Here is a 14,358-nt window from a genome sequence, read left to right as displayed (position 1 = left end):
GTGGTGATAAGAAATGAGAGATTTTTTTTCAACCAAAATTGGACATCAAACAATTGCGACACTCGTAACGCTAATTTCCTTCCTGTTTCTCTATGTTGGAGGAACTCAGCATAATAACGGTGTGTTGATGATTGGAATCATCTTGATGCTTGGGGGAATGTTGGCTGTTCCAGCTATAGGGTTTAGCCATGCAAAAAAAGAGTCCAAATAAGAAAAACAAAGGTGCAAGCATCTTCGAAACTACGGGACAGAGATAGTTAAGCTTCCTTTTTATTCCTGAATTCTATCTATCAATGTAAAAAACGAAAATCACGACATGCGGGGTCGTTACAGAGAAACCGTGAACAATGACCCGCACGAATGGATCAGTAAGAGGCGCATTAATAATTTCATGCGCCTACTCTTTTTATCCATTGTAGATAAAGCGTGGAGACAAATACCTCCCGGACGCCAGCTTATCCATCTTGGATAAAAATAATGATTAATCTTTATCCGTTTATCATAAAGACTATCCCATTCAATACGCTTACAATTATAGGGAGGCAAGAAACCGGGAACGGAATGAAATGAAACTACATCCGTTTGGTTAGTATCGGCGTGAGTTGGAACAATAAGAGAGATGTTTTGAAAACAATTCCTAGATTGAACTATTTTACATAATGAGGAAAGGTAGATGGAAGTTGGGGAACATACTAAAAGCAACCGGTAAACAGCTTGATGCACTAGCGGAAGAAACAGCCCAGAAGCTTGAATGGCTAGGTAGCTTCGGGGCGGATATCGAAGGTGGAGTATCACGTCTGCTTTATTCAAAAGAATGGGTCGACGGCCAGAATGCCCTGAAAGAATGGATGGAAAACGAAGGCCTTGAAGCACACTTTGATGAGGTCGGAAATCTATTCGGCACACTAAAAGGGAAAAACATTGACGAAACCATCCTGACTGGTTCGCATGTCGACACAGTGAAAAATGGCGGCAGATATGATGGAGCATATGGAATTGTTGCTGGTATATTGGCGCTAAAATACTTGAAAGAACAGTTCGGCCAACCACTGCGCAACATTGAAGTTGTTTCAATGGCTGAAGAAGAAGGAAGCCGTTTCCCTTACACATTCTGGGGATCTAAAAACATTGTTGGGTTAGCGAAACGTGAAGATGTCGAAACGATAACCGATTTTGATGGGGTTCCATTTATCAAAGCGATGTCTGACGCCGGGTTTGGTTTCAGGGACGAATCAAAAGGGCAGCGCAATGACTTAAAAGCTTTTGTCGAAGTCCATGTTGAACAAGGAAACGTCCTCGAAACCGAAAAGAAATCAGTCGGGGTTGTCCATAGTATCGTCGGCCAGAGGCGGTACACTGTTGAAATAACAGGCGAAGCAAACCATGCAGGGACAACGCCAATGGGCTACAGAAAAGACGCGGTTTTTGCAGCAAGCCAGATGATTGTTGAAATTGTAACCATGGCAAGGGAAGCTGGGGATCCGCTTGTCGCAACAGTTGGTAAAATCGAAGTTCAGCCAAACATTGTAAACGTCGTGCCAGGAAAGGCGATTTTCACCATTGATGTTCGCCATACTGACAAAGAAGCGATTGTGTCCTTCACGGAAAAAATGACTGGAATGATGAATGATATTTCAAAAGAACATGGTGTTGAGACCGCAATCGATATGTGGATGGATGCTGATCCAGTTCCAATGGATCAAACCGTTGTGAAACTTATCGAAAAGCAATGTAAAGAAAATGGCCTCAATTATAAGCTCATGCACAGTGGCGCAGGCCATGACTCGCAAATTTTTGCGCCGGTTGTACCTACAGCAATGCTTTTTGTCCCTAGTCTAAAGGGTATCAGCCACAATCCTGCCGAATTTACAGAGCCGGCCGATCTGGCGGAAGGTGTTAAAGCACTGATTGGCGCCCTATATGAATTGGGATATAAAGAATAATAAAGGTTTTAGAACCTTTTTATAAAAAAATGTTGAATAAAGGTGGATGTAAAGATGGGTTATCCAAAAGATTTACTGTCAAGCAGGTCAATTATTAAACATGGCAAATATGCTCTACTTGCACCAGAGGGCTTAGTCAATAACGTTGTCCCTGGTTTTGAAAATTGCACAATGTCCATTTTAGGATCACCGAAGTTAGGTGCGAGCTTTGTGGATTATATCATCACAATGCACGAAGGCGGCAAGAATAGCGAAGGCTTCTGTGGACAGGAAGATGTTGAGTCATTTGTTTACGTTCTAGGCGGAAAAGTGAAGGCAACAGCTGATGGCAAGGAGTATATTTTACAAGAAAGCGGTTATCTATATTGCCCTCCAGGAGTGAAAATGTACTTGGAAAACGTCGAATCCGGGGATTCCCGTCTATTCCTTTACAAACAAAAATATAAGCCATTAGAAGGCCGTAAGCCATGGGCTGTTTCCGGCCATGCAAATGATATCGAATATAGGGACTACGATGAGATGCATAACGTTCATATTAAAGATCTATTGCCGATGGATCTCGATTTTGATATGAATTTCCACATTCTTTCATTCGATCCTGCAGCAAGCCATCCATTTATTGAAACACATGTCCAGGAGCATGGTGCATATCTCCTTTCTGGAGAAGGTATGTATAACCTTGATAACGAATGGATTCCGGTTAAAAAAGGCGATTACATCTTTATGGGCCCTTATGTCCACCAAGCTGCATATGCAGTTGGAAGAGAACCACTGACATATGTTTACTCAAAAGATTGTAATCGGGATGCATCATTATAATATTCCCAACGAAGAGGTGTCACCATGAGATTAAAAAGAGAGGACTTGAAAAGTCTAATCAAAAATAAGCTTCACAATGCAGGCCTTAACGAGGACCACTCTGAAATAGCAGCTGATGTCCTTGTATTTGCGGATGAAAGAGGAATTCATTCCCACGGAGCCATGCGTGTGGAGTACTATGCTGAAAGAATTGCAAAAGGCGGGATTAATACAAATCCTGAATTTAAATTTGAGAAAACTGGACCAGCTACAGGCATTTTTCACGGTGATGGCGGCAATGGCCATGCCGCTGCAAAGCTTGCTATGGACGAAGCAATAAAAATGGCAAAAGAAAGTGGCGTTGCAATTATTGGTGTGAGAGATATTTCCCATAGCGGAGCGATATCCTATTTTACTCACCAGGCAGCTGACCAAGATTTGATTGGCATATCCGTTTGCCAATCCGATCCGATGGTTGTTCCATTCGGCGGTGCTGAGCCTTATTATGGTACAAACCCTATTGCTTTTGCAGCTCCAAGCAGCGATGGCAGTAAGATTACTTTGGATATGGCAACAACTGTCCAGGCCTGGGGAAAAATCCTTCATTCCAGATCAAAGAATGAATCGATTCCGGATACATGGGCTGTAGACAAAAACGGTGAACCGACTACTGATCCGTTTAGTGTCAACGCATTATTGCCAATTGCAGGCCCTAAAGGCTATGGCCTGGCAATGATGGTCGATGTACTATCTGGAATACTATTAGGACTCCCGTTTGGTAATAAAGTTTCATCTATGTACGAAGATTTAACTGAATACCGGAAGTTAGGCCAACTCCATATTGTCATTAATCCGGAATTCTTTACGGGTATAACTGGCTTCAAGAAAGATATAACGCAAACCATGAATGACTTGAATCAAATCAAACCTGCCCCAGGTTTTTCAAAGGTTCTTTTCCCTGGACAGAATAACGATATTGTCATAGCAGATTATAAGGAAAACGGGATTGAAATTGTAGATGATATTCATGAATATTTAATCTCGGATGTCATTCATAACAACCAGTATGATCATAAAGACCCGTTTGCTAAATAAGTGCTAAATTGATATAAAAGATAACTTAATTGGTTTACCGATGTTAGGGGTGACTAGGAATGAGATTGACTAAAGAGCAATTGAAGAATTTAATCTCGACAAAGCTCCAGAAGGCTGGATTAACCGAAGAGCATGCTGCCGTTGTTGCAGATGTGCTTGCTCATGCCGATGCTAGAGGCGTTCACTCTCACGGCGCAATGCGAGTTGAATATTATGCCGAAAGAATCGCTAAGGGTGGAATCAATAATAACCCGGAGTTTACGTTTGAAAAAACTGGTCCATGTACAGCAATTTTTGACGGGGATAATGGAGCAGGGCATGTTGCGGCAAAGGTTGCTATGGATGAAGCCATAAAAATGGCTAAGGATAATGGAGTCGCTGTCGTAGGTGTCAGGAGAATCGGCCATAGCGGTGCGCTTTCTTATTTTGTTCAACAGGCAGTCAATGAGAATTTGATTGGGATTTCTGTATGCCAATCCGATCCAATGGTTGTTCCTTTTGGTGGATCGGAGCCTTATTACGGAACAAATCCAATTGCTTTTGCCGCACCTGGCAAGGACGGGAAGCATATTACTTTCGATATGGCGACAACCGTACAGGCCTGGGGAAAAATTCTTCATGCCAGATCGAAAAATGAATCAATTCCTGATACATGGGCTGTCGATAGCAACGGAGAGTCAACAACCGATCCATTTAAAGTAAATGCATTATTGCCTATTGCCGGTCCAAAGGGTTACGGGCTCATGATGATGGTTGATGTTTTATCTGGAATATTGCTTGGCCTTCCGTTTGGAAACAAGGTTTCCTCAATGTATCATGATCTGACTGAGTATCGGAATCTTGGACAGCTCCATATTGTTATTAATCCAGAATTTTTCACAAACCTTAATGCATTCCAAGAAGGCATTGCAACGACAATGAAGGATCTTAATAACATTAAGCCCGCTCCTGGCTTTGAACATGTTTCTTATCCTGGCCAAAGAAGTGCTGAAAGGGAGAAGAAATATGAAGAGGACGGCATTGAAATTGTTGACCATATATACGAGTATTTAAATTCCGACGTGGTCCACAACAATGCGTATGACAATAAAAGTCCTTTTGCAAAGTGATAGCAGAGAAAGGAAGGGTGGTCTCCCAGCGAGATGCCACCCTTCTTACATGGACCTAAATAGTCCAATTAGGCAGCTTTTTTTCACCAAGAAAAATTACAAGAAGAGGTGCGTGAACCAATGCTATATACCATTATAAAAGAGAATTCCTACCAGGATTCTGTAAACTTAATGCTTCTTACAAATAAAATCTCGACAATGGACGGAATCAACAAGGTCCAAATTATGATGGGAACTCCCGCCAATAAGGATATATTCAAAAGCTCAGGCCTTTACACTGAAGAACTTGAAAAAGCGGCTGCTAATGACATGTGTCTTGTTATCGATACCGACCTGGAAGAAAAGATTCAGGAAGTACTTGATGAAGTTGATAATTATTTAAACAATCAGGCAATCAGCAGCAGTAAAGAGGAATTTGAATCAGTACGTACATGGGATAAGGCACTTAAAGCTTTGCCAAGTGCAAATATCGCTTTGATTTCAACACCGGGGCAATACGCAGCAGAAGAAGCGGAAAAGGCGCTTGACAACGATTTGCATGTTCTTATCTTCAGTGACAACGTGTCAATTGAAGATGAGCGTCGCCTCAAAGAGAAAGCCCATGAGAAAGGCCTTCTTGTAATGGGACCTGACTGTGGAACGGAAATTTTGTCCGGCGTACCACTTGCGTTTGCAAATGTGGTTAAGCAAGGAAATATCGGACTTGTTGGTGCTTCCGGTACAGGTATTCAGGAAGTTACTGTCCAAATCGACCGGCTTGGCGGCGGTGTAACTCATGCCATCGGAACAGGCGGCCGCGACCTATCTGATAAGATTGGCGCCATCACAATGATCGATGCAATAAAAGGACTTGAAGCACATAAACAAACAGAAGTGATTGGGATCGTCTCAAAGCCACCAGCAAAAGAAGTGCGCGACCAGGTGGTTGAATTGCTTCAAAGCCTATCTAAACCAGTTGTCGCTATCTTCCTTGGTGAAGAGCCGCATAATCATGAAGGTAACATCTACTATGCGAATACCCTTGAAGAAACAGCAGCAATTGCTGTGGACCTTGCAAAAGGAAATCCTGTAAAAGGAAACTACAACAAACTTGTTGGTGAAGTACCTGCTGTTGACTTGAAACCAGAACAAAAAACGATTAAAGGCCTTTATTCCGGCGGTACACTAGGATATGAAGCAGCTACCCTGATTAGCAGAGGCCTTGGCCTTAGCAAGGATGGCTCTCATGAGGAAGGTTACTTGTTAAAAGCAAACGGTTTTGAAGTCGCTGACTTGGGTGACGATATGTATACTCAAGGAAAACCGCATCCAATGATCGATCCTGATACACGAATCAAGTTCTTCCAAAAGGCTGCAGAGGATGAGTCTACAGCGATTATTCTATTTGATGTTGTTCTTGGTTACGGTTCACATGATGACATGGCTGGCGCGTTGATTCCTGGAATTCAAAAGATCCAAAGCAATGCGCGTGAAAACGGCAAAAACATTTACTTTGTTGCGACTGTTTGCGGTACGGAGCAAGACCCGCAAAACATTCAGGAGCAAAAGTCGAAGCTTGAACAAGCAGGTGTAATTTTAAGAGACAGCAATAACCAAGCGATCCGCACGGCTCTTGCAATCCTTGATGTCCGGATTGAAGAGAAGGATAAAGAATTGGTTTCTGGCAAAGCGGCTGCAAAAGCAGAAATCAACGTTTCTTCAGCTATCGAGAAATTATTGAACGAGAAACCGAATGTTGTCAACGTTGGCCTGAAGAAATTTACTTCTGCTATAACAGAAAACGGCGGCAGGGCTGTTCAATTCGATTGGCGTCCAGTAGCTGGCGGCAACGAGAGAATGCGTAAAGTCCTAAGTGTTCTTCGTTAATCCAATCGCATATTACACTAAAGTGAAAATCAGGAGGAAGCATAATGTACGGACAATTTAAAACAATTGATGAAGCAAACCGCGCAGTAATCGATAAAGTTGTATCAAGTGCACCTTTCTTAGTAGATGTAGTGCCTGCAAAATCTGTCATTCAAGAATTAACCGGGAAGGTTCTGCTTCATGCAGGACCACCAATCAAATGGGAAAACATGACAAGCCCGATGCAAGGATCTTGTGTAGGAGCTGCTTTATTCGAAGGATGGGCTGCTAATGCTGAAGAAGCATTTAAACTATTCGAGAATAATGAAATTGAATTTATCCCATGCCACCATGTAAATGCAGTCGGTCCAATGGGTGGGATTACATCCGGCAACATGCCAGTTTTTGTTGTAGAAAATCGTGACGGCGATAATCAAGCATACTGCACAATGAATGAAGGTATTGGTGCGGTCCTGCGTTTCGGTGCGTATTCTGATGAAGTAATCAACCGATTGCAATGGTTTAGGGATGTACTTGGTCCGACACTAGCTAAAGCGCTAAAAGTTAAAGGTGACGGATTAAACATTAACGTTATGATGGCAAAAGCAATAACAATGGGTGATGAGTTCCACCAACGTAATATTGCTGGATCGCTAATTTTCCTAAAAGAAATCACTCCGTATATTTTAAAAACAGATGCATCTGAAAAGGATAAAGAAGACGTTATTCAATTCCTGGCTGATACAGACCAGTTCTTCTTGAATATTGCGATGGCAACAACTAAGGCTGTAATGGACACAGCACGTAAAATCCAACATGGAACAGTTGTAACAGCAATGTGCCGTAACGGTTATGAATTCGGTATCCGAATTGCCGGTATGGGTGACCAATGGTTTACAGCACCTGTAAATACGCCGCAAGGTTTGTTCTTTACAGGTTATGATCAAAGTTTGGCTTGCCCTGACATGGGTGACAGTGCCATTACTGAAACATTCGGGGTAGGCGGCTTTGCAATGATTGCTGCACCTGGTGTTACGCGCTTCGTAGGTGCTGGCGGTATGGACGATGCAGTTAATACAAGTAATGAAATGATGGAAATTTGTATTGACCATAACTCGAACTTCTCGATTCCTACTTGGGATTTCAAAGGGTCTGCACTTGGAATCGACGCAAGAAAAGTAGTTGAATTAGGTATCGAGCCAATCATCAACACTGGTATTGCACATAAAGAAGCTGGAGTTGGACAAATCGGTGCAGGTACTGTCCGTGCGCCATTAGCTTGCTTTGAAAAAGCAATCGATGCGTATGCAGTAAAGCTTGGCCTAATTGAAGCTCAATAATGAAATTCTTGCTGGAGAGGGAAACGAAAAACAATTCCTCTCCTCCTTTTATGAAGAGGATCATTTTTTTGAAAATTCGGTTTAAATGCTTCCATTAAGAACAAAATAAGTTGAGGCAACAAAGTAAATTTAAACAGGAGAGATATCATAATGAGCAAAATTGTTTTAGCCATCGGCGGAAATGCAATTATCAAAGAAGGACAAAAGGGTACATTAGAAGAACAGCAAAAAAATATTGATGAAAGCTGTGAACCTGTTCTTGAACTGATTGAGCAGGGAAACACGGTTGTTATTACTCATGGCAATGGGCCGCAAGTTGGAAACTCATTGATTAAAAACCAAATGGCTGAATCCGTGGTCCCGGCTTATCCGCTCGATGTTTTGGATGCGGAAACTCAAGGAAATTTGGGTTATTTAATTCAGCAGGCATTTAGAAATAAAATGGTTGAACGTAATATCGCTAAAACAGTTGCGACAATTGTTACACAAGCTGTAGTTTCTAAAGAGGACCCAGCTTTCTCTAACCCGACTAAACCAATCGGGCCATTTTATACAAAAGAAGAGTTGGACAAAATTCTCGAAACGGAAGAGATTTCATACATTGAAGACAGCGGCAGAGGATACAGACGTGTCGTTGCTTCTCCAAAGCCAGTTACAATTGTTGAAAAAGACGCAATTCAAGCGTTGCTTGATAAAGAAATAACGGTCATCACAGCTGGTGGCGGCGGAATCCCTGTTATCGAGGAAAATGGAATGCTAAAGGGAACGAATGCTGTCATTGATAAGGATTTCGCAAGTGCGCTTCTGGCTGCTGAAATCAATGCGGATTATTTATTTATCCTGACTGGTGTTGAGCAGGTTGCGATACACTTTGGAACACCTGAACAAAAAAATCTTTTTGAAATGACCATTGATGAAGCATTGCAATATATGGAAGAAGGCCATTTTCCAAAAGGAAGCATGGGACCGAAAATCGAAGCTGCTATCCTATTCTTGAAAAAAGGCGGTAAAAACGTCATTATTACATCTATGGATAAGCTTCAAGATGCCCTTGAAGGTAAAACTGGCACACGTATAACTTTATAATTGCAAATTGCCACAAGACAATCCTTTCGGAGAGTCGACAAAAGCCCGCGAGAGGATATCCTCTCCGCGGGCTTTTGATTTTCGTTTCGGTGATTTACGCTACAGGCACTTCGCTTTCCGTTGGGCGTCAGTGGAGCGTCCAATGCGCGCCTGTTTGTCCAGCTACACAGGGAAGGCTACGGCTGCTTACGCAACGCACGAAGAAAAAGCGATAGCACAAGGAAAGCTTCCAAGAATAATCCTCGCACGAAATTATGCGTTAGCATAATGAGGATTTTCGAGGAGCGCCTACCCCTCGAGGTCGCTTCGGTCCTTCAGGTGAAGTCAAAGAGCGACTTCTCCTTCAGGCCCTCCAGCGCTAGGCTACGCTACGCTCGCATTATGGGCGACTAGGTTTTGCTGAAGCAAAACCTAGTCTTCCTATATCGGGGCTGACCACTAAGGAAAGCTCCTTGGAATAATCATCGCAGGGACAAGCGTTTTGTGCTTGTCGCGAAGGCGCTTTCGCTTTTCGAGGCGGTCTCCACCTTGCCGCTGCATCCCAAAGGACGTTGTATGAAGCGGCTCGGCCCCGCCCACGGAAAGCGTCCACCCTGAGTGGAAATCTGGACGCACTGTTGCTTCAATTTATATTTCCAATTAATAAAGACTATAGACAAACCCGGAACTCCTGCGAGTTTGTCAAAGTCTGAGAGCTGGAGCTTTTAACTTTTTTTCGACGGTATCATGGATATTTTTTAAAGATCACTCTAGGCATGATAGATATAGTGAATTAATTGAATACCATACCTCCATCAGTCAGAATATTTTGTCCTGTGATGTAATCAGAGTTTGACGAGGCTAGGAATGATACCAGATTTGCTACATCTTCTGGAGTTTGAGGGCGGCCAAGCGCAATGCCTTGAGTGAATTTTTCAAATGCTTCTCCTTTTTTCGTCCCCATATGTTCCATCATTTTTTCGTCCAGTCGTTCCCACATGCTTGTTCCTACTATTCCTGGACAGTAGGAGTTAACGGTTATTTTATGGGGTGCAAGTTCTTTTGCGGCTGTTTGTGTCAACCCTTTTACTGCAAATTTAGTGGCGGAGTATACTCCTAACATTTCAAAGCCTTCCTGTCCCGCGATAGAACAAGCGTTAATGATTTTACCACCAGTTCCTTGTTTGATCATTTGGTTTGCAGCTGCCTGAATACCATAGATTACCCCTTTAACGTTTACATCTAAAGTAAAATCTACCGATTTAGGTTCTACTTTAGTTAGAGGTGCCACTTGGCCTTCCACACCAGCATTATTGATAAAAACATCTACACTACCGAAAGTATCCACTGCGTGCTGAACAAGTGCTGTTTGGTCTTCAGGATTTGTAACATTCCCAACAAATGATGTAACTTTTAATCCTTTGTCTTTAAGTTCTGTCTCAGTTTCTTGTACCGTTTTTTCATTAAGATCACTTAATACGATTGCAAATCCTTCATTTGCTAAGCGTTCAGCTAATGCTTTCCCTATTCCTTGGCCTGAACCTGTAATTACTGCCACTTGTTGTGTAGTCATTGTGTCGTATTCCTCCCTGTCTTTTTGAATGGTTCACCGGTTGCTAATTAGTATTCTAGAATACATTTTAAGTATAAGCCTTAATTTTCTGTCTCTTCAAACAAAATGCCTACTCATATTTTTTAGACTACTTTTTTGTAGGATTAAATATTGTAAACCTGGAACTTTTATTCTTTCATTTGAATGAAATGTTCCATACAATTGGTTCTTTTGACTACGATAAATGGCTCCAGTTCTCATCCCACACTGATTTTATGTTATACTATTATTATTGTGAAAAAATTTAGTTGTGAAGAAGGGGGCAAAAGCGGTTTTTTCTTAAAAAAAATAATCTAATAAATATACATTCTGTTATCCTTCTAAACAAGCATTCAATCTTGAAAGGAGGATTAGTTGAATGTAGGAAAATTAAATGGCGGAAGGAGACAGTCTGTGTAGAACATCATGAAAGGATGATTGCATGAGTTTGAATCAGACAATGGATCTCAAAGTAGAAAAAGACGATTATTCATTTGACAAGGTGCCAGTAGAAAAACGGAATATGGGGTGGTTTAGTGTAACCAACATAACGTTTGGTATTGCCACTGCGATTTTTTATTTTCAAACAGGTAGTGTTATGGCACTTCAGTTTGGCGCAATGAACGCCATTATTTCAGCCATTTATGCCATCGTGATTGCGGGAGTTTTAGGTACAGTCATTGCCTATTTATCCGCAAAATCAGGGATGAACGTAAATCTAATGTCTAGACAGGGTTTTGGATATATTGGTGCTTCGTTAACCTCTTTAATTTACGCATCCAATTTCATCATGTATTGTGCATTTGAAGGTATGATTCTCGTTACTGCTGTACATGCATATTTCCCCGCAATTCCTTTATGGCTTCTAATTGTTGTTTTTGGATCAATTGTCATCCCGCTTAATTGGTTCGGTATTAAACAATTAGACAAGCTACAAAAATGGTCATTACCGATCTTCGGTATCTTCTTAATTACCACAATAATCGTCGCCTTCAATACCCCATCTAAATTCGGTGGGCAATTTTGGACGTATCTGCCAGATGGTGTGCAGATTGGCGGAACAGCATTACTTTTATGTATAGGAATGCAGCATGGCATTATGGGGTTAACAGCTTTAATCGCGTCGGATTATGCGCGTTTCCTTAAACCTAAAGATATTAAACTTGGGTCCATTATGATTGGATTTATACCACAGGTTTTCTGTTTTGGTATCATGGGTTTACTAGGAATCTGGTTTGGTGTCCGGTTAGGTGAATCGAATCCGGGTGTCTACATTGTCACACTTCTTGGACTAGGTGGAGTGGTATTTACAATGTTAACGCAATTACGTATTAACATTACAAATATTTATAGTGCTTCCCTGTCATTGTCCAACTTTTTTGAGAATGTATTTCATTTCAAACCCGATCGGCGTTTTTGGGTTGTTATCTCAGCCGTCGTTTCGATCGCATTGATGCTTGGCGGCATTCTCGATCATTTAGCCAGCGCAATGACGTTCCAGGGAGTCCTCCTCATGGCGTGGGCCGCTATTTTAGTTACTGATGCTTTAGTCGTGAAGAAGTTGTTGAAAATCGTCCCGAAAGAATATGAATCAAGACAGGAAAGATTATATAAATGGAATCCAGTTGGGGTTGTTCCATTACTTATCTCAAGCGTGATTGGGACAATTGCCGCATTAGGATACATGGGAACGTTCTTACAACATACCGCGACTTTCTTTGCTGCAATATTAGCTTCAATCATTACGATTTTCGTGGCCGTCTATACGAAGGGTAAATACTACAGTAAATATGAATCTAAGGTAAAGGATGTACGCCAGAAAAAAGAAAGACAAATGTACACCACTCCAAGAGAAAAGACCATTTAATAAATCGTAATAAATCGGGGACGGTTCTCGTTTGCATTTGGCAGACGAGAGCTGTCCCTAAGTTGTTATTAAAAATGTTCAGGACAGCACAGCCCGAAGAAGTAGCACACCAAATTTAGGATTGTATAATGAAGAATAAAAGGATTGCTTTTGTAGCCATGCGTTGGTAAATGGTTGCCTAAATTTTGAAAGTTCTATCGCTATTCAAATGAATTTTTTAAGGGTGAAGAAAATGAAGGAACGAATCGCAGTATCATGGAGCGGGGGGAAAGACAGCTGTTTCGCTCTTTATAAGCTTTTGCAAAGTGATGAGTACATTGTCGATTCCCTTTTTACAACAATCACCGAAGAATACAGCCGGGTCAGCATTCATGGTGTAAGGGAAAGCTTGTTGGAGATGCAAGCGGATAGCATCGGTTTCCCTTTAAGGAAATTATACATACCCGCCGAATGTTCCAATGAGGTCTACCAGGAGAGGATGCGCGGGATGTTGGAGTCGCTAAAAAAAGACGGCGTTACGGCGGTGATGTTCGGCGATATCCTTCTGAATGATGTGAAGGAATATCGGGAAAATCAGGTGAGGGAACACGGCCTGAAGGGTGTTTTTCCGCTTTGGGAACAGAGTACGGAAGATCTCATAAAAGAGTTTTTATCACTTGGTTTCAAAACGATCACAACGTGCATAGATACGGAAAAACTGGATGATCGGTTTCTTGGGAGAGTGATAGACAATGAATTCCTGAATGTGCTCCCATCAACAGTTGATCCGTGCGGTGAAAACGGGGAATTCCATACGTTTTGTTTTGCCGGGCCGCTTTTTAATGGCAAAGTTGATTTTACAATTTGTGAGGAGGTCGATAAAGGCCGATTCCATTTTTGCGATTTACTTTAGTCGGGCTATTATATGAAAAGTTTCAAAAGGGACGAGCACGGTCCCTTATTTTTTTACTCTAAATTTACTTCATTAGTACTATACATAAATGTTTCGCCCGTTAATATACCTTAAGTAACTCCATCTTTTTGGGAGGGCAGCAAGGTTGTTGAACAGATTTCCATATTTCAAAACGGGTGGTGGGTGGTATGACGTATTCAAGCTTTATACGTTTCACCGGCTTGTGTGGGATGGTTACGGGGGTGCTGTCTTTTTCGTTGTTGTTCTGGTACAACACTTCAATGGAGAGATTCGGTTCATATGTTGATTTGATTGCCATGCTGTTTCTGCTTCTTGCACTCATCGGGATTTATTTGGTCAATGCGAAACACTTTGGGAAAGTTGGATTTGGTGTTTTCTTGCTAACATTTTTCGGTGCAGCCATGTGGACAGGGCACAGCTGGGTGAATGCGTTCGTTGTTCCAGTCCTTGAGGAAAGCGCCCCCGCGGTGTTAGAAAAGGTTCCTCCTTTATTAATGACGGGGGTATCGTTATCTCTTTATCCATTTTTTATCGGCCTGATCTTATTGGGTATATTACTTGCTCTAAAAGGGGTTCTTCCGAAAGGGGCTGGAATCATGATGGTCCTCGTCCCGATATTGGATTTCATCCCATATGGAACCTATGTCGCCCAGCCCCTTGCCGGCATCGCTATCCTTTGGTTGGGACACTCAATCTGGAAAGAGAAGTACAACAAAACAGCGATATACGGCAACAAGTAAAATAAGGATAGTCTTATTCAGCCTCAATCCTCGTTTTGGGATTGGGGCTTTT

The 14,358-nt window shown here is 41.9% G+C and carries 13 protein-coding genes; 11 read left to right on the top strand and 2 right to left on the bottom strand.

Features of this window, described 5'->3' with window-relative positions:
* The first annotated feature begins 13 nt into the window (after positions 1–13).
* From AR337_RS20470 to arcC, 8 genes are all read left to right on the top strand, one after another.
* Positions 14–211 carry a hypothetical protein gene (locus AR337_RS20470; protein ID WP_059173893.1) on the top strand — a complete coding sequence of 66 codons (198 nt, stop codon included), beginning with the start codon at positions 14–16 and terminating at the stop codon, positions 209–211.
* A gap of 469 nt (positions 212–680) precedes the next feature.
* Positions 681–1,943 (top strand): allantoate deiminase, encoded by a 1,263-nt coding sequence (allC, locus tag AR337_RS20465; protein ID WP_059173892.1) that lies wholly within the window; start codon positions 681–683, stop codon positions 1,941–1,943.
* Between the two features lie 54 nt (positions 1,944–1,997).
* Positions 1,998–2,762 (top strand): (S)-ureidoglycine aminohydrolase, encoded by a 765-nt coding sequence (gene allE / locus AR337_RS20460; RefSeq protein ID WP_059173891.1) that lies wholly within the window; start codon positions 1,998–2,000, stop codon positions 2,760–2,762.
* A 24-nt stretch (positions 2,763–2,786) separates the two neighbouring features.
* A complete protein-coding gene (gene allD, locus AR337_RS20455) occupies positions 2,787–3,836 on the top strand; it encodes an ureidoglycolate dehydrogenase (RefSeq protein WP_059173890.1) in 1,050 nt (349 codons plus the stop codon).
* Positions 3,837–3,895: 59 nt separating this feature from the next.
* Entirely contained in the window at positions 3,896–4,945 is a 1,050-nt protein-coding gene (gene allD / locus AR337_RS20450; protein ID WP_059173889.1) for an ureidoglycolate dehydrogenase, read from the top strand.
* Positions 4,946–5,065: 120 nt separating this feature from the next.
* Entirely contained in the window at positions 5,066–6,811 is a 1,746-nt protein-coding gene (fdrA, locus tag AR337_RS20445) for an acyl-CoA synthetase FdrA (RefSeq protein ID WP_059173888.1), read from the top strand.
* Positions 6,812–6,855: 44 nt separating this feature from the next.
* Entirely contained in the window at positions 6,856–8,130 is a 1,275-nt protein-coding gene (locus AR337_RS20440; protein WP_059173887.1) for a DUF1116 domain-containing protein, read from the top strand.
* A 150-nt stretch (positions 8,131–8,280) separates the two neighbouring features.
* Positions 8,281–9,216, top strand: a complete 936-nt coding sequence (gene arcC, locus AR337_RS20435) for a carbamate kinase (protein WP_059173886.1) — start codon at positions 8,281–8,283, stop codon at positions 9,214–9,216.
* 438 nt (positions 9,217–9,654) lie between these two features.
* Here the strand turns inward: arcC and AR337_RS23385 are convergent, their stop codons facing one another.
* Positions 9,655–9,795: a hypothetical protein gene (locus AR337_RS23385; RefSeq protein WP_156424484.1), complete on the bottom strand. Its 141-nt coding sequence runs from the start codon at positions 9,793–9,795 to the stop codon at positions 9,655–9,657.
* Positions 9,796–9,988: 193 nt separating this feature from the next.
* The gene (locus tag AR337_RS20430; protein WP_059173885.1) at positions 9,989–10,768 is read right to left on the bottom strand and encodes an acetoin reductase; all 780 of its coding nucleotides are present in this window, start codon (positions 10,766–10,768) and stop codon (positions 9,989–9,991) included.
* A 460-nt stretch (positions 10,769–11,228) separates the two neighbouring features.
* Between AR337_RS20430 and AR337_RS20425 the strand changes: the two genes are divergently transcribed.
* The 3 genes from AR337_RS20425 to AR337_RS20415 all read left to right on the top strand — a co-directional run bounded on the left by AR337_RS20425 (position 11,229) and on the right by AR337_RS20415 (position 14,306).
* The gene (locus AR337_RS20425) at positions 11,229–12,653 is read left to right on the top strand and encodes a cytosine permease (RefSeq protein ID WP_059173884.1); all 1,425 of its coding nucleotides are present in this window, start codon (positions 11,229–11,231) and stop codon (positions 12,651–12,653) included.
* Positions 12,654–12,885: 232 nt separating this feature from the next.
* A complete protein-coding gene (locus tag AR337_RS20420) occupies positions 12,886–13,545 on the top strand; it encodes a diphthine--ammonia ligase (RefSeq protein WP_059173883.1) in 660 nt (219 codons plus the stop codon).
* Between the two features lie 188 nt (positions 13,546–13,733).
* Entirely contained in the window at positions 13,734–14,306 is a 573-nt protein-coding gene (locus AR337_RS20415; protein WP_059173882.1) for a hypothetical protein, read from the top strand.
* The last annotated feature ends 52 nt before the right edge of the window (positions 14,307–14,358 follow it).

This window comes from Bacillus sp. FJAT-27445 (genome assembly GCF_001510665.1).
Classification (GTDB): domain Bacteria; phylum Bacillota; class Bacilli; order Bacillales; family Cytobacillaceae; genus Bacillus_D.
The sequence above is the reverse complement of the archived record's forward strand: the minus strand, read 5'-3'. Positions and strand labels throughout refer to the sequence as shown.

What these genes read in the sequence shown, in the direction of transcription:
- allD (WP_059173890.1), top strand. Translation starts at nt 2,787, where the DNA reads ATGAGATTAAAAAGAGAGGACTTGAAAAGTCTAATCAAAAATAAGCTT.
- arcC (WP_059173886.1), top strand. Translation starts at nt 8,281, where the DNA reads ATGAGCAAAATTGTTTTAGCCATCGGCGGAAATGCAATTATCAAAGAA.
- AR337_RS20470 (WP_059173893.1), top strand. Translation starts at nt 14, where the DNA reads ATGAGAGATTTTTTTTCAACCAAAATTGGACATCAAACAATTGCGACA.
- AR337_RS20430 (WP_059173885.1), bottom strand. Translation starts at nt 10,768, where the DNA reads ATGACTACACAACAAGTGGCAGTAATTACAGGTTCAGGCCAAGGAATA.
- allD (WP_059173889.1), top strand. Translation starts at nt 3,896, where the DNA reads ATGAGATTGACTAAAGAGCAATTGAAGAATTTAATCTCGACAAAGCTC.
- allE (WP_059173891.1), top strand. Translation starts at nt 1,998, where the DNA reads ATGGGTTATCCAAAAGATTTACTGTCAAGCAGGTCAATTATTAAACAT.
- AR337_RS20415 (WP_059173882.1), top strand. Translation starts at nt 13,734, where the DNA reads ATGACGTATTCAAGCTTTATACGTTTCACCGGCTTGTGTGGGATGGTT.
- AR337_RS20425 (WP_059173884.1), top strand. Translation starts at nt 11,229, where the DNA reads ATGAGTTTGAATCAGACAATGGATCTCAAAGTAGAAAAAGACGATTAT.
- AR337_RS20440 (WP_059173887.1), top strand. Translation starts at nt 6,856, where the DNA reads ATGTACGGACAATTTAAAACAATTGATGAAGCAAACCGCGCAGTAATC.
- AR337_RS20420 (WP_059173883.1), top strand. Translation starts at nt 12,886, where the DNA reads ATGAAGGAACGAATCGCAGTATCATGGAGCGGGGGGAAAGACAGCTGT.
- fdrA (WP_059173888.1), top strand. Translation starts at nt 5,066, where the DNA reads ATGCTATATACCATTATAAAAGAGAATTCCTACCAGGATTCTGTAAAC.